Source organism: Mesorhizobium sp. Cs1321R2N1 (assembly GCF_037179725.1).
Lineage (GTDB): Bacteria > Pseudomonadota > Alphaproteobacteria > Rhizobiales > Rhizobiaceae > Mesorhizobium > Mesorhizobium salmacidum.
In genome coordinates this window covers 74,382-96,057 of sequence record NZ_JAPYKP010000003.1, presented here as the reverse complement: position 1 = coordinate 96,057, position 21,676 = coordinate 74,382, and the positions used below count along the sequence as shown (strand labels likewise).

Annotated in this window: 19 protein-coding genes; 15 read left to right on the top strand and 4 right to left on the bottom strand. The window is 62.7% G+C overall.

Going from position 1 to position 21,676, the window contains the following annotated elements; translation table 11 throughout:
• Positions 1 to 52 precede the first annotated feature (52 nt).
• Complete coding sequence (tsf, locus tag O7A61_RS01660) at positions 53 to 973, top strand: translation elongation factor Ts (RefSeq protein WP_337128119.1); 921 nt, start codon at positions 53 to 55, stop codon at positions 971 to 973.
• Positions 974 to 986: 13 nt separating this feature from the next.
• On the opposite strand, the gene O7A61_RS01655 is transcribed toward tsf, so the two are convergent.
• Positions 987 to 1,922: a LysR family transcriptional regulator gene (locus O7A61_RS01655; RefSeq protein ID WP_337128118.1), complete on the bottom strand. Its 936-nt coding sequence runs from the start codon at positions 1,920 to 1,922 to the stop codon at positions 987 to 989.
• Positions 1,923 to 2,038: 116 nt separating this feature from the next.
• Between O7A61_RS01655 and O7A61_RS01650 the strand changes: the two genes are divergently transcribed.
• The 13 genes from O7A61_RS01650 to lpxB all read left to right on the top strand — a co-directional run bounded on the left by O7A61_RS01650 (position 2,039) and on the right by lpxB (position 15,151).
• Positions 2,039 to 2,566 (top strand): nuclear transport factor 2 family protein, encoded by a 528-nt coding sequence (locus O7A61_RS01650; protein WP_337128117.1) that lies wholly within the window; start codon positions 2,039 to 2,041, stop codon positions 2,564 to 2,566.
• Positions 2,567 to 2,601: 35 nt separating this feature from the next.
• Positions 2,602 to 3,711, top strand: a complete 1,110-nt coding sequence (locus O7A61_RS01645; RefSeq protein WP_337106861.1) for an aldo/keto reductase — start codon at positions 2,602 to 2,604, stop codon at positions 3,709 to 3,711.
• Between the two features lie 152 nt (positions 3,712 to 3,863).
• On the top strand, positions 3,864 to 4,586 hold the full coding sequence (gene pyrH, locus O7A61_RS01640) for a UMP kinase (RefSeq protein WP_027142616.1): 723 nt from the start codon (positions 3,864 to 3,866) through the stop codon (positions 4,584 to 4,586).
• 102 nt (positions 4,587 to 4,688) lie between these two features.
• The gene (frr, locus tag O7A61_RS01635) at positions 4,689 to 5,243 is read left to right on the top strand and encodes a ribosome recycling factor (RefSeq protein WP_027142617.1); all 555 of its coding nucleotides are present in this window, start codon (positions 4,689 to 4,691) and stop codon (positions 5,241 to 5,243) included.
• Between the two features lie 32 nt (positions 5,244 to 5,275).
• Complete coding sequence (locus O7A61_RS01630; RefSeq protein ID WP_337128116.1) at positions 5,276 to 6,010, top strand: isoprenyl transferase; 735 nt, start codon at positions 5,276 to 5,278, stop codon at positions 6,008 to 6,010.
• Complete coding sequence (locus O7A61_RS01625) at positions 6,007 to 6,822, top strand: phosphatidate cytidylyltransferase (RefSeq protein WP_337128115.1); 816 nt, start codon at positions 6,007 to 6,009, stop codon at positions 6,820 to 6,822. Before O7A61_RS01630 ends, O7A61_RS01625 begins: the two co-directional genes overlap by 4 nt.
• Positions 6,823 to 6,919: 97 nt before the next feature.
• Positions 6,920 to 8,062, top strand: a complete 1,143-nt coding sequence (gene rseP, locus O7A61_RS01620) for an RIP metalloprotease RseP (protein WP_337128114.1) — start codon at positions 6,920 to 6,922, stop codon at positions 8,060 to 8,062.
• A gap of 217 nt (positions 8,063 to 8,279) precedes the next feature.
• Entirely contained in the window at positions 8,280 to 10,658 is a 2,379-nt protein-coding gene (gene bamA, locus O7A61_RS01615) for an outer membrane protein assembly factor BamA (protein ID WP_337128113.1), read from the top strand.
• Positions 10,659 to 10,731: 73 nt separating this feature from the next.
• A complete protein-coding gene (lpxD, locus tag O7A61_RS01610) occupies positions 10,732 to 11,787 on the top strand; it encodes a UDP-3-O-(3-hydroxymyristoyl)glucosamine N-acyltransferase (protein ID WP_337128112.1) in 1,056 nt (351 codons plus the stop codon).
• On the top strand, positions 11,780 to 12,247 hold the full coding sequence (gene fabZ / locus O7A61_RS01605; RefSeq protein WP_015317790.1) for a 3-hydroxyacyl-ACP dehydratase FabZ: 468 nt from the start codon (positions 11,780 to 11,782) through the stop codon (positions 12,245 to 12,247). Before lpxD ends, fabZ begins: the two co-directional genes overlap by 8 nt.
• 13 nt (positions 12,248 to 12,260) lie before the next feature.
• Entirely contained in the window at positions 12,261 to 13,094 is an 834-nt protein-coding gene (gene lpxA / locus O7A61_RS01600) for an acyl-ACP--UDP-N-acetylglucosamine O-acyltransferase (RefSeq protein WP_337128111.1), read from the top strand.
• Positions 13,066 to 13,980, top strand: coding sequence for an LpxI family protein (locus tag O7A61_RS01595; RefSeq protein ID WP_442921032.1), 915 nt, complete (start codon positions 13,066 to 13,068; stop codon positions 13,978 to 13,980). The genes lpxA and O7A61_RS01595 overlap by 29 nt, the downstream gene beginning before the upstream one ends.
• Positions 13,973 to 15,151 (top strand): lipid-A-disaccharide synthase, encoded by a 1,179-nt coding sequence (gene lpxB, locus O7A61_RS01590; protein ID WP_337128142.1) that lies wholly within the window; start codon positions 13,973 to 13,975, stop codon positions 15,149 to 15,151. The genes O7A61_RS01595 and lpxB overlap by 8 nt, the downstream gene beginning before the upstream one ends.
• Before the next feature lie 69 nt (positions 15,152 to 15,220).
• Here the strand turns inward: lpxB and gltA are convergent, their stop codons facing one another.
• Together gltA and gltX are read right to left on the bottom strand one after the other, a co-directional pair.
• Entirely contained in the window at positions 15,221 to 16,543 is a 1,323-nt protein-coding gene (gene gltA / locus O7A61_RS01585) for a citrate synthase (RefSeq protein WP_337128109.1), read from the bottom strand.
• Positions 16,544 to 16,725: 182 nt separating this feature from the next.
• Complete coding sequence (gene gltX, locus O7A61_RS01580; RefSeq protein ID WP_337128108.1) at positions 16,726 to 18,150, bottom strand: glutamate--tRNA ligase; 1,425 nt, start codon at positions 18,148 to 18,150, stop codon at positions 16,726 to 16,728.
• 103 nt (positions 18,151 to 18,253) lie between these two features.
• Here gltX and O7A61_RS01575 point away from each other — a divergent pair, with 103 nt between their 5' ends.
• On the top strand, positions 18,254 to 20,707 hold the full coding sequence (locus O7A61_RS01575; protein WP_337128107.1) for a ComEC/Rec2 family competence protein: 2,454 nt from the start codon (positions 18,254 to 18,256) through the stop codon (positions 20,705 to 20,707).
• Here the strand turns inward: O7A61_RS01575 and lexA are convergent.
• Positions 20,701 to 21,444 (bottom strand): transcriptional repressor LexA, encoded by a 744-nt coding sequence (lexA, locus tag O7A61_RS01570; protein WP_337128106.1) that lies wholly within the window; start codon positions 21,442 to 21,444, stop codon positions 20,701 to 20,703. The genes O7A61_RS01575 and lexA overlap by 7 nt on opposite strands.
• Positions 21,445 to 21,676 lie beyond the last annotated feature (232 nt).

The window sequence follows — 21,676 nt, the reverse complement described above, 5'->3', positions numbered from 1 at the left end:
CGCACCATCGAATAACGATGGTGCGTCGGTGCATTTAAACAAAGAGGCGACAATGAGCATTTCGGCTGCACAGGTCAAAGAACTCCGCGACTTGACCGGCGCGGGCATGATGGACTGCAAGGCGGCGTTGAACGAGACCAACGGCAACATGGAAGAAGCCGTTGACTGGCTGCGCAAGAAGGGCATCTCCAAGGCCGACAAGAAGGCCGGCCGCACCGCCGCCGAAGGCCTGATCGGCGTCGACAACGGCGTGCGCGAAGCCGCCGTCGTCGAGGTGAATTCCGAGACTGATTTCGTCGCCCGCAATGCCGCCTTCCAGGAAATCGTCGCCAACGTCGCCAAGGTGGCGCTTGCCTATGGCACGACAGAGGCTGTGGCCGCCGCGAAGTATCCGGGTTCGGACAAGTCGGTCACCGACGCCATCAAGGACGCTGTCGGCACCATTGGCGAGAACCTGGGCTTCCGTCGCTCGGCCAAGCTGACCGTGCCGCATGGCGCGGTTGCGACCTACGTCCACAATTCGGTTGCCGATGGCCTTGGCAAGCTCGGCGTGCTGGTCGCGATCGAGACTACCGGCAACGAGCATGCCGCCAATGCCTTTGGCCGCCAGGTCGCCATGCATGTCGCCGCCACCAACCCGATGGCGCTGACCGCCGAGCAGATCGACCCGGCGGCGGTCGAGCGTGAGAAGGCAATCTTCTCCGACCAGGCGCGCCAGTCCGGGAAGCCGGAAGCCATCATCGAAAAGATGGTCGAGGGTCGCCTGCGCAAGTTCTATGAGGAAGTCGTGCTCTTGAAGCAGGCCTTCGTGCTCAACCCCGACATCACTGTCGAGAAGGCGCTGAAGGATGCCGAAAAGGAAATCGGCGCGCCGGCCAAGATCACGGCCTATCTGCGCTTCGCGCTCGGCGAGGGCATCGAGAAGGAAGAGTCCGATTTCGCCGCGGAAGTCGCGGCGGCGGTCAAGAAGTAAGCGCCCTACCGCTTTATTCCGACTGTGTTTTTCGGCTGGGCGTCCGCAGGGATGCCCGGCCGATTTCGTTTGCGGTATCGATAAACGCCCTGAGCTTCGGCGCCATCGCCGCGCGGCGCGGGAAGTAGAGGAAAAGGCCGGGTTCCTCGATCGCTGATTGCGGCAGAACCTGCACCAGGCGCCCGGCTGCCAGATCCGCGCGGGCCAGCGGCTCGAACATATAGGCGAGGCCGACGCCAGCGAGCGCCAGATCAATGGCGGCGAGCGAATCTGTCACGATGACCGTACCGCTGGTTTCCATGACCACATCCTTGCCATCCTCGGTCAAATCCCAGCGATAGAGAGCCCCTGAGCGGACAAGCCGGTACCCGATGCAATTGTGGTTCGCGAGATCGGCTACTCGGCGCGGACGGCCACGTCGCCCGATATAGGCGGGAGAGGCGACGATGACGACTTTGAAGGGCTGCGTCAGGCGGATGGCAACCATGTCCTGCGCGATCATCTCGCCGAGCCGGATGCCGGCGTCGAAACCTTCGCCGACGATGTCGACCAATCCCTGATCGGCAAAAATCTCGACCGAAATGTCGGGATAGCGCTCGGCCATCGCGGCGACGACCGGCGTCACCGCCAATGGAATCGCGATGTTGGAGGCGTTGATCCTGAGCAGGCCAGACGGCCTGCCCTTGTCGCTGCGGATGCGGTCCATCCGCTCGGCAATATCCTGGAGGGCAGGGGCCGCCGTTTCCACCAGCGCCTTGCCGGCCTCGGTGAGCGAAACGCTGCGCGTCGTGCGCGCAAACAGCGGCTGGCCGATACGCTCCTCCACGAGCCGCACCGCATGGCTGACCGCCGACGGGCTCATCCCGAGTTCCGCCGCGGCAAGTGCGAAGCCGCCGCGCCGCGCAACGGCTACAATGACAGGCAGGTGGGTGAGCAGGTCTCGGTCCATTCATGAACCATATCGCACGGTCCATGCAGATCATGCAATCTTATCGACGCCGAGGCAGAGGTCCACATTGTCGCCAACACATCGGCGATCGGGCTGATGGCACAAGGAGAAGCGAAATGAATGCCTTGAAACACGTTACCTTCGCCGCAGGCCTTGCCTTGGCGCCCGTCGATGCCGGTGGTGCCGAACCGACCGGCTGGCAGGCACTTGCCGATGAACGCGCCGTGATCCGTATCGCCGATGCCATCGACCGCGCCGTCGACGCACAGGACTGGAAACGCGCGCGCAGCTATTTCGCGGATCGGGTCACCGCCGACTTCAGCAGCCTGTCCGGGCAGCCCGCGGCCAACATTGCCTCCGACGATCTGATCGGCGCCTGGGCCGGCAATCTCAAGGGCAGCAAGACCAGCCTGCACCTGCGCACCAATCACCAGGTCGTCCTCGAGGCGGACACGGCGACTGTTCTGTCGAACGGCTATGCCTGGAACCTGATGGAGGGCAATGGCGATCCACTCTGGGAAGTCTGGGGCACCTATGAGCACCACCTGACGCGTTCTGGCACCACCTGGAAGGTCGATGGCTTCACCTTCCGCATGACGCATGAACGCGGCAATCCCTGGGTCAAGACGACCCCGGGCCAATGACGCCCGCATCAACCGGATCAGGATCGGAGAAGACAATGACGATGAGCTACTACACACTCGGCAACAGCGGCCTGCGCGTCAGCCGGCTGGCGCTGGGCACGATGACCTTCGGCACGGAATGGGGCTGGGGCGCGGACCGGGATACGGCGCGCGCGATGTTCGACGCCTATGTCGAGGCCGGCGGCAATTTCTTCGACACCGCCGACCTTTATACCGGGGGCACCGCCGAGACCTGGCTCGGTGAATTCGTGGCCGAGCGAGGCTTGCGCGACAAGGCGGTGATCGCCACCAAATTCACCATGAACTCGAACCCCGGCAATCCGAACGCCGGCGGCAATGGCCGCAAGAACATCATGCGTGCCGTCGACGCCTCGCTGAAGCGGCTGGGCACCGACTACATCGATCTCTATCTCATGCATATCTGGGACAGGCTGACGCCGGCCGAGGAAGTGCTGCGTACGCTCGACGATCTGGTTCGGGCAGGCAAGATACGTCACATCGGCCTGTCCGACGTGCCGGCCTGGTATGCCGGGCGGGCTCAGGCGATCGCCGAACTGCGTGGCTATGAGCCGATCTCGGCGTTGCAGCTCGAATACTCCCTGGCGGAACGTGCCATCGAGCATGAATTCGTGCCGTTCGGGACACGTCATGGCGCCGGCATCATGGTCTGGAGCCCGCTGGCCAGCGGCCTGTTGAGCGGCAAATACCGCCCGGCGCAAGCGGGCAATGCCGGCCGGCTCGACGGTTTCCGCAACACCACCCATCCCGGCTTCCAGAAATTCACGGATCACAACTGGGCTGTTGTGGCGGAGTTGGAGAAAGTCGCCGCCGAACTCGGCCGCGGCATGGCTCAGGTGGCGCTCAACTGGGTGGCGACACAGCCAGGAATCGCCACCGTTATCCTTGGGGCAACGAGACTTTCGCAGTTGCAGGACAATCTTGCCGCGCTCGATTTCTCGATACCGCCCGCGCTTCGCCAGCGGCTGGACAAGGTGAGCGGCACGCCGGCGCCGTTCCCGCATTCCTATTTCGGTCCCGAGATCCAGGTCCGTGTCGCCGGCGGTGTCGTGACCGGCGACAAGCCGTCCGGTTATGCATTGCCGGTCGTGGTCGAAGGCGAGGCTGTTGCCATCAGCAGCAACTGATCCAAAAAGCCTGGAATTTTGCACAAGGGCGCGGCGTGACATCGCCGCGCCCTTCGTGTATCCGGTCAACCCGTCATGACAGCACCGCCGGGCGAAGCAGGAGGCCTTTTTCCCCTTCAGAGCTTGCCGCGCCGGGATTTTCGAGGAACCAGATGACGGTGAAGCCCCTCTATCGACGTGTTCTGCTGAAAGCTTCGGGCGAAGCGTTGATGGGCGAACAGCATTTCGGCATCGACGTCTCGGTCGTGGACCGCATCGCCGGCGACATTGCCGAGGCGCGCGCGCTGGGTATCGAGGTGGGTGTCGTCATTGGCGGCGGCAATATCTTTCGCGGCGTGGCCGTTGCCTCCAAGGGTGGGGACCGCGTTACTGGCGACCATATGGGCATGCTTGCCACTGTCATCAATTCGCTGGCGCTGCGCACATCGCTGAACAAGATCGGCGTCGACGCCGTCGTGCTGTCCGCGATTGCCATGCCTGAGCTTTGCGAGAGCTTTTCGCAGCGCCAGGCGACCGCCTACATGAACCAGGGCAAGGTGGTGATCTTCGCCGGCGGCACCGGCAATCCGTTCTTCACCACCGATTCGGCCGCAGCGCTCCGTGCGGCCGAAATCGGCGCCGACGCGTTGTTCAAGGGCACGCAGGTCGACGGCGTCTATTCGGCCGACCCGAAAAAGGACCCAAGCGCGACACGTTTCGAGCGCATCAGCCATGCCGAAGTCATAAATCGCGGCCTTTCGATCATGGATACGGCTGCGATTGCACTTGCGCGCGAAAACAACATTCCGATAATCGTCTATTCGATCCACGAAAAAGGTGGTTTCGGCGATATTCTGAGGGGCGGCGGCCGCTGTACGGTCGTCGCGGACGAGTGATCCGGGCCTGATCCCGGGAAACCGGGTTTCGAGATCAGGCTCGAACACGGGGCCTTTGCCCCGAAGCAGTGAACCCGCGGCAGACGGGTCGAGGAGACTAGAATGAGTGGTGAGTACGACGATCTCAAGCGGCGCATGGATGGGGCAATCGCGGCGTTCAAGCATGATCTGGCCTCGCTGCGGACCGGTCGCGCCTCCAGCAACCTGCTCGACGCGATCCAGGTGCAAGCCTATGGCACCACCATGCCGATCAATCAGGTGGCAAACGTCACCGTGCCGGAGCCGCGCATGATCTCGGTCTCGGTCTGGGACAAGTCGATGGTCGGCGCGGTCGACCGCGCGATCCGGGAATCCAATCTGGGCTTCAACCCGATCGTCGACGGCACCAATCTGAGGATTCCGCTGCCGGAGCTCAACGAACAGCGCCGCAAGGAACTGGTCAAGATTTCGCACGGCTATGCCGAGAACGCGCGCGTCGCCGCGCGCCATGTGCGTCGCGATGGTATGGATTTCCTGAAGAAGGCGGAGAAGGACGGCGACATCAGCGAGGACGATCAGCGCAAGCGTTCCGACCAGGTCCAGAAACTTACCGACGAGACCATCAGCACCATCGATCATCTGCTTTCCGACAAGGAAGCTGAAATCATGCAGGTTTAGGGTTGGCCCTTGGCTGATCCGAAAGCGAGATCATGACAACGCCCGCGCATGTCGCGATCATCATGGATGGAAATGGACGCTGGGCCAAGGCGCGCGGTATGCCGAGGCTCGCGGGTCATCGCGCCGGTGTCGAGGCGCTGCGCAAGGCTGTGCGTGCCGCCCCCGGTCTCGGTATCTCCTTCCTGACCGTCTATGCTTTCTCGTCGGAGAACTGGTCACGGCCGAAGTCCGAGGTCAGCGACCTTATGGGGTTGTTGAAGCTGTTCATCCGTCGCGACCTTGCCGAGCTGCACCAGAGCGGCGTGCGGGTCAGGATCATCGGCGACCGGGCAGGGCTGCAGGCAGACATCAGGGGGCTGCTCGAGGAAGCCGAATCGCTGACGATCCACAACACCTCGCTGACGCTGGTGATCGCCTTCAATTATGGCGGGCGCGACGAGATCGTGCGCACGGCGCGTAAGCTCGCCGAGGCGGTGGCGCTCGGTGAAATCGACAGCGAGGCGATCACCGCCGAAAGCTTTGCCGGCTCTCTCGACACGCAAGGCATTCCCGATCCGGAGCTGGTCATCCGCACCAGCGGCGAGCTTCGCCTGTCCAACTTCCTCTTGTGGCAGGCCGCCTACAGCGAGCTCGTCTTCCTGCCGTGCTACTGGCCGGACTTCAATCGCGAGCACCTCGCCGAGGCTCTACGCGAATATGCCGGCCGCGAGCGCCGCTTCGGCGGACTGGACCCGCAAGACGTCGCGTCGCGACCGGCCGCGGGATGAGCAACCTTCAGCTACGTGTGATTTCGGCGGTCGTGCTCGCTATTGCGGCCCTTGGCCTGACCTGGCTTGGCGGCCTGCCTTTCCGGCTGCTGTGCGCCGTCATGGCGGCAATGATCTTTTATGAATGGACACGCATGTCGCGGCCCGCCGCGGCCGACGGGCTTGGCTTCCTGCCGGAAGCGCTGATGGTCATTTTCGTCGGTGCCTTGATTGCCGGCCTGTCCGCATTGTGGCTGCTGCCGCTCCTGGTGATTCTGGTTGCGATAACGGCGACCACCGCGGGAATTCGCAGGATCGACCAGTGGGACGCTGGCGGCCTTGCCTATGCCTGCGTGTCGGGTCTGTCGCTTGCCCTGCTGCGCGACGGCGACCATTCGGGCTTCGTCGCCATCCTGTTCCTGTTCGCGGTCGTCTGGGCGACCGACATCTTCGCCTATTTCGTCGGGCGCGCCGTCGGCGGGCCCAAACTGGCGCCGTCGATTTCGCCAGGCAAGACGCGCAGCGGCGCGTTCGGCGGGGCGGTCGGTGGCGTCGTCGCGGGACTTTTGCTGGCAGCCATTGCCGGCGCCGGCAACCTGGCGTTGCTCGGCCTCGTGGCGCTGGTGCTGTCCGTTGTCGCCCAGGCTGGCGACCTGTTCGAATCCTGGGTCAAACGGCGGCACGGCCGCAAGGATTCGGGCGTGCTCATTCCTGGCCATGGCGGCATCATGGATCGTGTCGACGGGCTTGTCGCGGCCGCTCTTGCCCTATACGTCATCGGTTGGATTGCGGCGGGCGCCGACCATCCGGCACAGGGGCTGTTTGCCATTTGAATGGTGTCATTCCACGATCTGGCGCGGACGTGCCTTGGATTCGCCTGTATTGATGTCACAGTCAGGCAGCGACCGCGGAAGAACTTGAGGGCTTGAGTTGAACGAGATTCTTCACGCGATTTTCAGCACGGAAGGCCTCTTTCTCGGCACGCTCGTGCCGTTTCTCTTCGTACTGACCGTGGTGGTGTTCGTTCACGAGATGGGCCATTACCTCGTCGGCCGCTGGTGCGGCATCGGGGTAAGGGCCTTCTCGATCGGCTTCGGTCCGGAGCTCATAGGCTTCAACGACAGGCGCGGCACGCGCTGGAAGCTTTGCGCCATCCCGCTTGGCGGTTATGTCAAGTTTGTCGGCGACATGAGTGCCACCTCCAGCAAGCCGACATCGGACGAGCTCGAAACGCTGACCGACCAGGAACGCAAGGTTGCCTTCCACACCCAGGCGATCTGGAAGCGCGCGGCAACGGTGGTGGCCGGGCCGCTGTTCAACTTCCTGCTGACGATCGTCGTCTTTTCCGTGCTGTTTGCCTCCTATGGGCGTTATGTCGCGGAGCCCATGGTGGCGGAGGTTACCGCCGAGAGTCCCGCGGCCAAGGCCGGCATTTTGCCTGGCGACCGATTCGTCAGCGTCGACGGCAGCAAGGTCGAAACCTTCGGAGACGTGCAGCGGCTGGTCTCGGGCCGGGCCGGCGACACCATCACCTTCGTCATGCTGCGCGGCGGCAAGGAGGTCACGGTGACCGCGACGCCGCACCTGATGGAACAAGAGGACGCGCTCGGCAACAAGATCAAGGTTGCGGTGATCGGCGTCGTCAACAACAAGGAACTCGGCCAGCCTCGTCTCATCACATACACCCCGGTGGGAGCCGTTGCGGCGGCCGTTGAGGAAACGGGCCATGTCATCGAGCGCACGGGCCAGTTTCTGCAGCGCTTCGTCGTCGGGCGCGAGGACAAGTGCCAGCTGGGTGGTCCGGTCAAGATCGCAGGCATGGCCGGCAAGGCTGCCAAACTCGGTTTCGAGTGGCTGGTGCAGCTTGTCGCGCTGCTCTCCGTCGGGATAGGCATTCTAAACCTTTTGCCGATTCCCCCCCTCGACGGCGGCCATCTGTTGTTCTACGGGGTGGAGGCCGTCATCCGCCGGCCGGTGTCGGAACGGATGATGGAAATGGCCTATCGGGCCGGTCTGCTTCTGGTACTGTGCTTCATGGGGTTCGTGTTCTGGAACGATCTCTTTGGGTGCTGAAATCATGAAGAAATTCGGCCTGGGCATGGTCGATGTTGAGACGCCGTTTACCATGCACGGGGATATGAGTGACGCGAAAGCCACGCAACAGGGTTAAGTAAATACAAATTAACCAGAAGCCTTGCGTGTAGGGAAAATCCGGTTAATACGGTAGGGGAAATGACCGCACGTCCGGTTTTCTCGCCGTGGGGACTACGAGAAAAGGTTATTAAGCCCGATGAAGGCAGCATCCAAGTTTCTAAACGCCGCGTCAGCGGCGGCACTGTCCGCCGCTCTGGTCGTACCCGGTGCGCTCGCAGTGCAGTTCGTTGCCACATCGGCGGCCGAAGCCGCTGTCGTAAGCAGGGTGGAGGTGAGCGGCAACCAGCGTGTCGACGCCGATACCATCCGCAACTACATCACCATCAAGCCCGGCAAGGCCTTCTCCAGCTCCGATGTCGATAGCGCGGTCAAGGCGCTGTTCGGCACCGGCCTGTTCTCGGATGTCCAGATCAACCAGGTCGGCTCGACCCTGGTCGTCAAGGTTTCGGAATACAAAGTCGTCAACCAGGTGCTGTTCCAGGGCAACAAGAAGCTCAAGGACAACGCGCTTCAGGCAGCGGTTCAGCTGAAGCCGCGCGGCACGTTCTCCCAGGCTACGCTCGATTCGGACGTCGAGGCGGTCAAGGCCGCTTACAGGCGCATCGGCCGTGACGATGCCGGCGTGACCGCGCAGATCATGGAGCTCGGCGACAACCGCGTGAATGTGGTGTTCCACGTCACCGAAGGCGATCGCACGCAGATCGCGGCAATCAATTTCGTCGGCAACAGCGCCTATTCCAGCCGCCGCCTGTCGGACGTGATCAACACCAAGCGCTCATCCTGGGTCTCGTTCATCCTGCGCGACGACGTCTATGATGAAGACAAGCTGCGCGCTGACCAGGAACTGCTGCGCCGCTTCTACTACAATCACGGCTATGCTGATTTCCAGGTCGTGTCCGCTGTCGGCGAACTCGACAATGCGACCAACAAATACACGGTCACCATCACCGTCCAGGAAGGCGAGCGCTATACTTTCGGCGACATCAGCGTCGAAAGCACGATCCCGGAAGTGGACTCCAAGTCGCTGGAATCGGTAGTGGAAACACATAAGGGCGATGTCTACAACGCCAAGAACGTCGAAGACTCGATCATTGCCTTGACCGAGAAGGTGGCCGGTTCCGGCTACGCATTCGCGCAGGTGACTCCGCGTGGCGATCGCAACTTCGAGAACCATACGATTTCGGTGGTCTACACGGTCGACCAGGGCACCAAGGCCTATGTCGAGCGCATCGAGATCCGCGGCAACGATCGGACGCGTGACTATGTCATCCGCCGCGAATTCGATGTCAGCGAAGGCGACGCGTTCAACCAGGTGCTCATCCAGCGCGCGAAGAAGCGTCTGGAAGACCTCAATTACTTTGACAAAGTCGACATTTCGACCGTGCCTGGCTCGGCCCCTGATCAGGTCGTGCTGGTGGTCGATGTGGTCGAGAAGTCGACGGGTGAATTCTCGGTTGGCGCCGGCTATTCGACCGGTGGCGACTCGGCCGGACCGTCCGTCGAAGGATCGATCACCGAGCGCAACTTCCTCGGTCGTGGCCAGTTCATCAAGGTGTCGGCCGGTGGCGGCAAGAACTCGCGCGATTACAGCCTGTCCTTCACCGAGCCCTATTTCCTCGGGCGGCGCATCGCCGCCGGCTTCGACATCTACAAGTCGACGCGGGAATACAACAACAACTACGACAGCGACACCACCGGCGCGACGATCCGCTTCGGGCTGCCAATCACCAACAGCATCACGACCCAGCTGGCGTATAATATTTCGCAGGAGAAATATAAGGTCGACGATGGTTGCGATCCCACCGATGCGGTTCCGCAAGGCAACTGCAACATCTCCCAGGCTGTCCTGGATGGTATCGAGGAGAGCCCGTGGATCAAGTCTTCGGTCAGCCTGGGGCTGGTCTACAACACCATCGACGACATGAAGAACCCGCACGAGGGTATCTACGCCAACACGACCGTGGAGGTCGCGGGTCTCGGTGGCGATGCCAAGTTCGTGAAGATCACCGGCCGCGGCAGCATCTATCAGACGCTGTCCGAGCAGCTTGACCTTGTCGGCCTCCTTTCAGGTGGCGCGGGTCACGTCGAGGGTTACGGCAGCGACGGCGATCTGCGCATCTTCGACCACTTCCAGAGCACCGATCGCATGATCCGCGGCTTTGCCTATGGTGGCATCGGCCCGGTCGCTACCGGTACCAGCGGCGATCATCTGGGCGGCACGACCTATTTCAACGCTTCGGCCGAGGCGCAATTCCCGCTCCCGGTTATTCCCGAGAGCTTCGGCTTGCGTGGCGCGGTGTTCGCGGATGCGGCGACGCTCTACGGCAACAAGATTGCCGATCAGTCACTGGTCGATCAGGACTCGACCGGTTTGCAGATACGCGCCTCGGTCGGTGTCGGCCTGATGTGGGCCTCGCCGTTCGGGCCGATCCGTATCGACTATGCGATCCCGGTCAAGAAGGAAGCCAAAGACGACGTGCAGGAATTCAACTTCGGCATATCGACCCGCTTCTGATCGGCGGCCAACGATGCTCCCGGGTTTTGGATCCGGGAGAAATGTTCCGACCTAGCTGGATATAGCTTCTGGAATGACCGATCCGGTGTTCTTCGCGCCATCACGCCGGTATACGGCGGCCGAAGTCGCGAATCTGACTGGCTCGGTGCTTGTCGATTCCGGCCACTCCGACGTTTCGATCGAAGCGTTGGCGCCAGCCAATGAAGGCGGCGCCAACGCGCTCGTTTTCGTCGACGGCAGGCGCAATTCGGCGCTGATGCCGTCGCTGCGGGCGGCAGCGGTGCTGTGTCCGGCGGAATTCGCAAACAAGGCGCCGGCTAGCGTCGCCGTCCTGATTCATCCGCGGCCGCAACAGGCATTCGCCCTGGTTGGTCGGCTGCTGTTCCCCACGGCCGCTACGCCGGGGCCGATGACCGGTGAAACCGGTGTTTCGCCCCATGCCCACGTCGATCCGACAGCGCATGTCGAAGCCGGCGCTGTCATCGAGGCCGGCGTGGTCATCGGGCCAGGCGTCTCGATCGGCAGCGGCACCGTCATCGCGCCAAACGCCGTCATCGGACAGTCCTGCCAGATTGGCCGTGACGGCTATGTCGGCCCGGGCGCCAGTATCCAGTACGCATTGATCGGCAATCGGGTCATCATCCATGGTGGCGCCAGGATCGGACAGGACGGTTTTGGCTTTGTCGGCGGCGCCAAGGGTCCCGAACGTGTTCCACAGATCGGGCGGGTCATCATCCAGGACGATGTCGAGATCGGCTCCAACTCCACCGTCGATCGCGGCGCCATGTCCGATACGATCATCGGGCAAGGTACCAAGATCGACAATCTCGTGCAGATCGCCCATAACGTCCGCATCGGCCGCAATTGCATAGTAGCCGGGCTTTCGGGTATTTCCGGTTCCGTGGTGGTGGGGGACAATGTCACCATGGGCGGCGGCGTCGGGCTTGCGGATCATCTGACGATTGGTACAGGTGCCAAGCTTGCCGCCAGAAGTGGATTTATGAGCAATGTTCCCGCCGGCGAGATATGGGGTGGCTATCCGGCGCAGCCGATGGCGGAAGCCATGCGAGAGATAGCCATGTTGCGCACGATGGCTAGGGCACGCAAGCAGGGCAAGGACAATGGCTGACATGGTGGCGGCGACAACGCTGGAAGCGGTCGACATATTGGGGCTTATGAAGCTCCTGCCGCACCGTTACCCCTTCCTCATGATTGACCGCATCGTCGACATCGATGGCGACGACTCCGCCATCGGCATCAAGAACGTGACCATAAACGAGCCGCATTTTCAGGGTCATTTCCCGGAGCAGCCGGTGATGCCAGGTGTGCTGATCGTTGAGGCCATGGCGCAGACGGCGGGCGCCATTTGTATCCGCAGCCTCGGGGCGTCGAAGCCCTCGCTGGTCTATTTCCTGACCATCGACAACGCCAAATTCCGCAAACCGGTCGTTCCCGGCGACCAGTTGAAGATCCATGTCAAGAAAATCAAGAAGCGCGGCAACCTGCTCAAATTCGCCTGCGAAGCCCTGGTCGAAGGTACCAAGGCGGCCGAGGCCGAGATTTCAGCCATGATGGTCACCGGCGACTGACGATCGAGTGCCTATGAAAATCAACACGTCAATCCATCCTTCCTCCGTCGTGGAAGAAGGCGCCAAAATCGGCCACGGTGTGCGCATTGGGCCGTTCTGCCATGTCAGCGCCGATGCTGTGATCGGTGACGGTGTCGAACTGGTTAGCCATGTCTCGGTCATGGGCGCGACCACGATCGGAGCGTCGACCAAGGTCTATCCGATGGCGATCCTGGGCGGACCGCCGCAGAACACCAAGCACAAGGGCGGTCGCACCACACTCGTCATCGGCGCCAACTGCACCATCCGCGAAGGCGTGACCATGCATGTCGGCACCGACACCAGCCGCGGCGAAACGACGGTGGGCGACAATGGCAATTTCCTCGCCTACGCCCATATCGCCCATGATTGCGCCGTCGGCAACAACGCCACCTTCGCCAATGGGGCGACATTGGGCGGCCACTGCGAGATCGGCAACAATGTCTATATCGGCGGCCTCAGCGCCGTTCATCAATTCGTGCGTGTAGGCGACAACGCCTTTCTTGGCGGATGCTCGGCTTTTGTTGGTGATGTCATTCCCTACGCCATCGCGGTCGGTAACCGCGCCAGCTTGCGCGGCTTGAACATCATCGGCCTCAAGCGCGCCGGTCTGCCGCGTTCCGAAATCTATCTGCTGCGCAAGGCCTACAAGACGATCTTCGACCGCTCCCGCACTGTCGGCGAGAACATCGAGTTCGCCAAGGCGGAGTTCGCCTCGTCGCCGACCGCAATGAAGATCATCGACTTCATCACCAGTCGCGGCAAGCGGCACTATGCGGTGCCATCGCTCAAGGGCGGCGATGGCGACGATACCGATGACGAAGGCTGAGACAGCCGCGGCTGGTCTTGATCTCCCGCCTGATGCCAGGGTCGGCATCATCGCCGGCGGCGGCAGCCTTCCGGTCGAAGTCGCTGCCGGTTTGGCCGAACAGGGTCATGCGCCCTTCATCGTGCTCATGGACGGTGAGGCTGACCGCTTGGCGGAGTTGTGCAGGTACGAGCATGATACCCTTGCCCTAGAGGCGATAGGATCGCTCGTTCCGCTGCTCAAGCGCAACCGGATTACCCATCTGGTACTTGCCGGCGAGATAAAGCGCAGGCCAAGGCTGGCACATCTGCGACCAAGCCTCAGCCTGCTCGCCGTGGTGCCCCTTGTTGTCATGGCGTTGGCGCGTGGCGATGACGGGCTGCTCAAGGTGGTGGCGCGCGGGCTCGAGGCCCGGGGGATTAAGGTCGTGGGTGCCCACGAGATCGTGCCGAACCTTGTCGCCGCCGAAGGGGTGTTGACCAGGGCTAAGCCTCTGAAATCGGACTGGCGCGACATCGAGGCGGGTTTTGCCGCGGCAAAGGCCATTGGGGCGCTGGATATCGGCCAGGCGGCGATCGCGGTCGGTGGCCGGACCATTGCGCTTGAAGGCATCGAGGGCACGGCCGGATTGCTGGACCGCGCCAGGCTGCTGCGCGGCCACGGCCGTATCGCCGGCAAGACGCGCGGCGTTCTGGTCAAATGCGCCAAGCCTGGCCAGGAGTTGCGGGCGGATCTTCCTTCCATGGGACCACAGACGGTAGAAGCAGCGCATGCGGCCGGCCTTGCCGGCATTGCCGTCGAAGCGGGGCGCTCCCTGATCCTCGAAGGCCCCGCAACTCTCTCGCGTGCCAATGAGCTTGGGCTGTTCATCGTTGGCCTTGCCGCAGCGGAGTCCGGACATGGCTGACAGGGCGCTGAAGATCGCGATCGTCGCGGGCGAGGAGTCAGGCGACCTCCTTGGCGCCGACATCGTCCGGTCGCTCCGCCAGATGACAGGGCGCGAGGTGCAGCTCGTTGGACTCGGCGGCCGCCACCTGCAGGCGCTTGGGCTGGTTTCGCCGTTCGACGCCGACGAGGTCGCTCTGATGGGGTTCAGCGCCGTCCTGCGTGACCTGCCGCGCCTGATCCGGCGGATCGGCCAGCTGGCGGGGATGGTTGCGGACGCCAAGCCCGATTGCCTCGTCACCATCGACAGTCCCGATTTTTCGCTGCGCGTCGCCAAAAAAGTGCGCGCGGCCAACCCGTCGATCCCGATCGTCCACTATGTCTGCCCGAGCGTCTGGGCATGGCGGCCGGGCAGGGCGGTGGCGATGAAGCCCTATGTCGACCACATTCTGTGCGTCCTGCCGTTCGAAGTGAATGAACTCGATCGGCTGGGTGGTCCGCCCGGCACCTATGTCGGGCACCGTCTGACCCACGACGCGGGTGTGCTCTCGGCGGCAAAGGCTCAAGCCCAGCCGCGTGATCTATCACCAGACCGCGTGAAGACGCTGCTCGTCCTGCCCGGCTCGCGGCGCGGCGAGGTGCGGCGGCTGCTCGAACCGTTCGGCGAGACCGTGTCGATGTTGCGGGCGCGCGGGCATCGGCTCCGGCTGATGCTGCCGACGGTGCCACATGTCGCGGATACCGTGCGGTCCGCGGTCACGCGCTGGGACGAGAAACCCGAGATTATCCTTGAGCCCGAGCGCAAATGGCAGGCCTTCGGCAAGGCCGACGCCGCGTTGATCGCGTCCGGCACGGTGTCCCTGGAACTGGCATTGTCCGGGGTGCCGATGATCTCTTGCTATCGGCTCGACCCGGTCGCACGCGTCGTCGCGCCGTATCTCGTTTCCGTCTGGTCGGCGCTGCTTCCCAACCTGATCTCGGATCGCGCGTTGATCCCGGAATTCTATAACGAGTACGTCAAACCGAACAATCTGGCGCGCCAGCTGGAAGCGCTGTTGGCCGACAGTGGCATGCGCGCCTGGCAGAAAGACGGGTTTGCCGAGATCTCACGGCGTATGGCAACGGACAAACCGTCCGGTGAAATCGCCGCGGAGGTTGTGATGCGGCACATCAAGGGAGTGAGTAGTGAGTAGTGAGTAGTGAGTAGTGAGTGGGAATATGTCGGCTATTCCCTACTGACTACTGACTACTGACTTTTCCATTCACCGCTTGGCGATCGGCACATAGTCACGCTCCGGCGCGCCGGTGTAGAGCTGGCGCGGGCGGCCGATCTTCTGGCGCGGATCCTCGATCATTTCCTTCCACTGCGCGATCCAGCCGACCGTGCGGGCGACCGCGAACAGCACGGTGAACATGGTGGTGGGGAAGCCCAGCGCCTTCAGCGTGATGCCGGAGTAGAAGTCGACGTTCGGATAGAGTTTCTTCTCGATGAAATAGGGATCGGTCAGCGCGATCTTTTCCAGTTCCATCGCGATGTCGAGCAGCGGATCGTCCTTGATGCCGAGTTCGCCCAAAACCTCATGCGCCGTCTTCTGCATGATCTTGGCACGCGGATCGTAGTTCTTGTAGACGCGATGGCCAAAGCCCATCAGCCGGAACGGATCGTTCTTGTCCTTGGCGCGGGCGATGAATTCCGGGATGTGATCGACATGGCCGATCTCGCCCAGCATGTTGAGCGCCGCTTCATTGGCGCCGCCATGGGCCGGGCCCCACAGGCAAGCGATGCCGGCGGCAATGCAGGCGAAAGGGTTGGCGCCCGAAGAGCCGGCGAGACGAACGGTCGAGGTCGAAGCGTTCTGCTCATGATCGGCGTGCAGGATGAAGATGCGCTCCATGGCGCGGGCCAGCACCGGGTTGATCTTGTATTCCTCGCACGGCACGGCAAAGCACATGTGCAGGAAGTTGGCGGCGAAATTCAGCTCGTTCTTCGGATAAATAAAGGGCTGGCCGATGTGGTACTTGTAGGCCATGGCCGCGATCGTCGGCATTTTGGCGATCAGGCGCATGGACGCAACCATGCGCTGGTATGGGTCGGAGATGTCGGTCGAGTCGTGATAGAAGGCCGACAGCGCGCCAACCACGCCGCACATCACCGCCATCGGGTGCGCGTCGCGGCGGAAGCCGGTGAAGAAGCGCGACATCTGCTCGTGCACCATGGTGTGGCGCGTCACGCGATAATCGAAATCGTCCTTCTGCGCCTTCGTCGGCAGTTCGCCGTAGAGCAGGAGGTAACAGACCTCGAGGAAGTCGCCGTGTTCGGCCAACTGGTCGATCGGGTAGCCCCGATGCAGGAGGATGCCGGCATCACCATCGATGAAGGTGATCTCCGACTCGCAGCTTGCCGTAGAGGTGAAGCCGGGATCATAGGTGAAGGCGCCGGTGGTGCTGTAGAGCGAGGCGATGTCGATGACGTCAGGTCCGACCGAGCCGCTTCGCACCTTGAATTCGTGAGTCTTGCCGGCAAATTGCAGCGTTGCCGTGGCCTCCTGGCCGCCCACATCCAGTTTTTTCGCAGCTTCGGTCATTGCAAACTCCTTCTTGTTTCCTCATGCCGGCAAAGGCAAATTCCGCAGAGCGACACGTCGAAATCACCGCAATGCGCGTATTCGCCACCGCATTTTAGGAGGTGCGTGCCAGATTGGGCCAAGCCTAATGTTGCACTGCGAAACGCGCCTTTCAATGCCAATCTTCTTGGGCCAGTTTGCTCCTAATCGATTTGATCCGCTATGCGCGCCAGGCTTTCCTCACGCCCCAGCACGGCCAGCACGTCGAACACGCCCGGCGAGGTGCTTTTGCCGGTCAAGGCAGCCCGCAGCGGCTGGGCCACGGCGCCGAGCTTATGGCCGCCAGCCAGCGCATAGTCGCGGATCGCGGCCTCGGCCGTGGCGGCTGTCCAGTCGCCGGACAGCGCGTTCAAAGCTTCGTGAGCGCCGCGCAGGATCTTGCGGGCATCGTCATTGAGCAGGAGTGCCGCCTTGTCGTCGATCGGCAGCGGCCGCGCGGCAAACAGGAAGCCGGCGCCGTCGACGAGCTCGACCAGCGTCTTGGCGCGCTCCTTCAGGCCCGGAAGTGCTGCCAGCAATTGCGCCTTGTTCTTCTCGTCGAGGCGCGCCGCCATTGCCGGGCCACCCTCCAGATAGGGCAAGGTGGCGATGAAAATGTCGAACAATTCGGTGTCGGCCATGCGGCGCATATGGACGCCGTTCAGCGCCTCGAGCTTGGCGAAGTCGAAGCGCGCCGCGCCCTTGTTGACGTCGCCGATATCGAACCAGGAGATCATGTCCTTGATCGACATGACCTCGTCGTCGCCATGGCTCCAGCCCAGCCGCGCCAGGTAGTTCAGCAGCGCCTCGGGCAGATAGCCCATGGCGCGGTAGGCCTCGACGCCCAGCGCGCCGTGGCGTTTCGACAGCTTGGCGCCGTCGGCGCCATGGATCAGCGGGATGTGCGACATCGACGGCACGTCCCAGCCCATGGCGTTGTAGATCACGGTCTGGCGTGCGGCATTGGTCAGGTGATCGTCGCCACGGATGATATGGGTGATGCCCATGTCGTGGTCATCGACGACGACGGCATGCATATAGGTCGGGTTGCCGTCCGAACGCAGGATGATGAAATCGTCGAGATCCTTGTTGGGGAAACGCACCTCGCCCTGGACCCGGTCCTGCACCACCGTCTCGCCCTCGGTCGGTGCCTTGATGCGGATGGCACCCTTGACGCCGGCGGGTGCCTCCGACGGGGCGCGGTCACGCCAGTGGCCGTTATAGCGTGGCGGCAGGCCCTTGGCGCGTGCTGCCTCGCGCATCGCCTCGAGCTCGGCTGAAGTCTCGTAGCTGTAATAGGCCTTGCCCAGGCGCACCAGCTCCTCGGCCACCTCCCGGTGGCGCGGCGCGCGCTCGAATTGGGAGACCGAGTCACCATCCCACGACAGGCCGAGCCAGGTCAGGCCGTCCAGAATGGCCGATGTGGCCGCATCGGTCGAACGCTCGCGATCGGTGTCCTCGATGCGCAGCAGCATCATGCCGCCGGTGTGCTTGGCATAGAGCCAGTTGAACAGCGCCGTGCGCGCGCCGCCGATATGCAGATAGCCGGTCGGCGAGGGAGCAAAACGGGTGATGACCTTGTCGGGCATGGAACTCTCGGAAAACGTCTGAAGCTGAGTGCGGAGTGCGCGGACTTTCGCGCGTCGCGCGTTCATGTAGCATAGGGTGTCGAGGGCGCAAGGGGCAGACCCGATGACTGGACGAGGCCGAGGCTCGGATCGGGGCGAGGGCGCCATTGTCGGCGTCAGCGAGCGATCGCTGTTTGCGACGCCTCCTGCGATCCCGCTGCCATCGCCGCTCGTGGCTGCGCCCGCAACCCAGCCGCTGCAGGCGGATAGCCCGGCGCCAACTCCATCTCCTGCCGCACGCAGAATTGTGCGCGTGCGCCGGCAAATCGGCCTGGTATCCTTGCCTCGCCTGCGTCACGTCGTGGCCAAGGCGGCGGAGCTGGAACTCGACCGGGGCATCGCCTTCCTGCTGGTGCCGGTCTGCCTGGCCGTTGGGGCGATCTGCTACTTTTCGCTGGCGTCCGAGCCCGATTTTGCAGAGCCTGTCGCGGTCGTGGTTCTGGCGGCGGTCTGTGCATTCGTCTCGCGCTCCTGGCCGAAAACCCATCTGTGTTTCATGGCGGTGCTGTTGTGTGCGCTTGGCCTGCTTGCGGCGAAGGTCGAAACATGGCGAGCCGGAACCCGGATGCTGGGCTCGGAAATCTCGACGCAACTGACCGGCCGCGTGATCTCGCTCGAGGAGATGGAGAGCGGCCGCATCCGGCTGACCATGGACGTGATTTCGACCGCCCGGCCGAAACTGCGCTACGCGCCTGAAAGGGTCCGGCTTTCGGCACGCAAGATACCGCCCGAAATGACTGCCGGCTCGCTTGTCACAGGTTATGCCAAACTGCTGCCGCCGACCGGCCCGGTGCGGCCGGACAGCTACGACTTCTCCTTCGACAGCTATTTCGCCGGCATCGGCGGCAGCGGCTTCTTTCTCGGCAATCCAACGGTTGTCTCCGCCGAAGCCGGTGAGATACCGCTGCCGGCACGCGTGTTTTCAGGCATCGAAAATGCCCGCGAAGCCATCGCCGACCACATCAGGGGCAGCATTGGCGGCGCGGAAGGCGAGATCGCGGCGGCGCTGATCGTCGGCGTGCGGGCCGGCATTCCCGATGAAATCAACGAAGCGATGCGGCGCACCGGCATCTATCACATCATCTCGATTTCGGGTCTGCATATGGCGCTGGTGGCCGGCACCATCATGGGTCTGCTGCGCGGCGCCTTCGCGCTGTTTCCAGGCTTTTCCGCGCGCCGGCCGGTGAAGAAATACGCCGCCGCCGCCGCACTGTTTTCGATCGCCGCCTATCTCGTCATTTCGGGCGTCGTCGTCGCGGCCGAACGCAGCTTCATCATGCTGGCGGTGATGCTGATCGCCGTCTTGTTCGATCGCGCGGCGCTGACCATGCGCAATCTGGCGATCTCGGCGATCGCCGTTATCCTGGTTTCGCCGCACGAGGTCGTCGGCCCGAGTTTCCAGATGTCGTTCGCGGCAACCGCAGCCTTGGTTGGCGCCTATGCCGGCTGGGCCGACCACCATGCGGGAAAGACGAGGCCTCCGCCGCCAAAGCGATCCCTACCCGGATTTCTGACGCGAAAATTCCTCTTGGCGACAGGTGGATTGGCCATGACGTCCATCATCGCCGGCAGCGCGACGGCACTGTTTGCCATCTGGCATTTCCAGCGGGTGTCACCGCTCAGCCTGTTCGCCAATCTGGCCGTCATGCCGATCGTATCGATCGTGATGTTCCTGGCCGTCGCCAGCGCGTTGCTGATGCCGTTCGGGTTGGATTGGCCGGCTCTCTACCTCATGGGCAAGGGCCTGACAGCGATGATCGCCATATCGGCGTGGATATCGGAGCGCTCTCCGGTCGATGGAGTCGGACTGATTTCGCAGCAATCCGTGCTGCTGGTCACCGTCGCGCTGGTCATCGCGACGATGGCGACGACGTGGCTCCGGCTCACGGCGGTGCCATTCGCGCTTGCCGGTCTGTTGACTGTGTCGCACACGCGCGCGCCCGATGTGCTGATCTCGGAAGATGCGCGGCTGGTGGCTCTGTCGATCGGCAATGGCGAACTGGCCGTCAACCGGGAACGTCCGAACGAATTCGCAGCCGACAATTGGAAACGCGCTCTGATCTCCGAAACAATCGTCCTACCGGAAATGTTCGACAAGACGGACGGGCAATTCGATATTTCCGCTCCCACCGACCTGCCGCAGGGATCGCCGTTTTATTGCCGCGAAGGCCTGTGCCTTGCCAGGCACCCTTCCGGCGCGATCATCGCCTATGTCGAGGATCGCAAGAACACCTGGAAGGCCTGCGCTTTCGCCGACCTGATCGTCGTCAATGACGCGACCGCCTATGACGCCTGCCATAATCCGCTGGTTCTCGTCGTCACCAAACGCCAGCTCGCCCGCAAGGGGAGTGCCGCCGTTTTCTTCGATCCCCAATCGGCCACGACCCCGGCTGAGATCGAATTCGCCATCGACGGACCATACCGACCCTGGCACGAGCAGCGAAAATTCTCACGCGAGGCGAGGGGGCTGGCCCCCTATAAAAAGGCCGACAAGCCCGATGGTAAGCCAGTTCAGTAGCGCCTGATCAGCCCGACGAGCTTGCCCTGCACCTTGACCCGATCCGGTCCGAAGATGCGTGTTTCGTAGGCTGGATTGGCGGCTTCGAGCGCGATCGAGGCGCCCTTGCGGCGGAACCGCTTCAGCGTTGCTTCCTCCTCGTCGACCAGCGCCACGATGATTTCGCCCGGACTTGCTGTATCGGCATTGCGGATGATGACCGTGTCGCCGTCGAAGATACCGGCCTCGATCATCGAGTCGCCCTTGACTTCCAGCGCATAGTGCTCGCCGCCCATGATCATGTCCGGCGGCACCGAAATCGAATGCGTCTGATGCTGGATGGCATCGATCGGCACACCGGCGGCGATACGACCCATGACCGGGATGGACACGGCTGAAACAGCATCGTCGTCGTTGCCGGCCGCGGGCAGGCGCGAAGGCGCCGTCGCCGGCCTGATCTGGCGGCCGGGACTGCCTTGGCCAAGGCTGCCCTGGATGACGCTTGGCGAGAATTTCTTTGCCGCATTGAGGCCCGGCGCGATCGAGTCCGGCAGCCGCAGCACTTCCAGCGCGCGCGCCCGATTGGGTAGCCGGCGAATGAAGCCACGTTCCTCCAGCGCCGTGATCAGGCGATGGATGCCCGACTTGGAGGCAAGATCGAGTGCTTCCTTCATCTCGTCGAAGGAGGGCGGTATTCCGCTTTCCTTGAGCCGTTCGTGGATGAACATCAGCAGTTCATGTTGCTTGCGTGTCAGCATGGCGGCCCCCAAGGCATTGAACGAAAGGTCTGAACCAGAATCGAAAAAACAAACCCAGAACAAACACTATCCGTTCCAGTTGTGTTCCGCAACTGTTTAAAGTTTAATGAATTTGTTAACGCGTCTGAAGTTTTTTGCCGCGACAGCGGACTGCGGCCGACCCTTTCGGCGATCGGGAGGCATTGAAATCGTTTTGGTTAATGGCCTGTGGCCTATCCTCTGATAGGCCTTG

Coding starts and splice junctions, on each gene's coding strand:
- O7A61_RS01575 (WP_337128107.1), top strand. CDS start 18,254: ATGACTGGACGAGGCCGAGGCTCGGATCGGGGCGAGGGCGCCATTGTC.
- O7A61_RS01630 (WP_337128116.1), top strand. CDS start 5,276: ATGACAACGCCCGCGCATGTCGCGATCATCATGGATGGAAATGGACGC.
- bamA (WP_337128113.1), top strand. CDS start 8,280: ATGAAGGCAGCATCCAAGTTTCTAAACGCCGCGTCAGCGGCGGCACTG.
- gltA (WP_337128109.1), bottom strand. CDS start 16,543: ATGACCGAAGCTGCGAAAAAACTGGATGTGGGCGGCCAGGAGGCCACG.
- tsf (WP_337128119.1), top strand. CDS start 53: ATGAGCATTTCGGCTGCACAGGTCAAAGAACTCCGCGACTTGACCGGC.
- O7A61_RS01655 (WP_337128118.1), bottom strand. CDS start 1,922: ATGGACCGAGACCTGCTCACCCACCTGCCTGTCATTGTAGCCGTTGCG.
- fabZ (WP_015317790.1), top strand. CDS start 11,780: ATGGCTGACATGGTGGCGGCGACAACGCTGGAAGCGGTCGACATATTG.
- gltX (WP_337128108.1), bottom strand. CDS start 18,150: ATGCCCGACAAGGTCATCACCCGTTTTGCTCCCTCGCCGACCGGCTAT.
- O7A61_RS01595 (WP_442921032.1), top strand. CDS start 13,066: ATGGCGACGATACCGATGACGAAGGCTGAGACAGCCGCGGCTGGTCTT.
- frr (WP_027142617.1), top strand. CDS start 4,689: ATGAGTGGTGAGTACGACGATCTCAAGCGGCGCATGGATGGGGCAATC.
- lpxA (WP_337128111.1), top strand. CDS start 12,261: ATGAAAATCAACACGTCAATCCATCCTTCCTCCGTCGTGGAAGAAGGC.
- lexA (WP_337128106.1), bottom strand. CDS start 21,444: ATGCTGACACGCAAGCAACATGAACTGCTGATGTTCATCCACGAACGG.
- O7A61_RS01625 (WP_337128115.1), top strand. CDS start 6,007: ATGAGCAACCTTCAGCTACGTGTGATTTCGGCGGTCGTGCTCGCTATT.
- O7A61_RS01650 (WP_337128117.1), top strand. CDS start 2,039: ATGAATGCCTTGAAACACGTTACCTTCGCCGCAGGCCTTGCCTTGGCG.
- lpxD (WP_337128112.1), top strand. CDS start 10,732: ATGACCGATCCGGTGTTCTTCGCGCCATCACGCCGGTATACGGCGGCC.
- pyrH (WP_027142616.1), top strand. CDS start 3,864: ATGACGGTGAAGCCCCTCTATCGACGTGTTCTGCTGAAAGCTTCGGGC.
- lpxB (WP_337128142.1), top strand. CDS start 13,973: ATGGCTGACAGGGCGCTGAAGATCGCGATCGTCGCGGGCGAGGAGTCA.
- O7A61_RS01645 (WP_337106861.1), top strand. CDS start 2,602: ATGACGATGAGCTACTACACACTCGGCAACAGCGGCCTGCGCGTCAGC.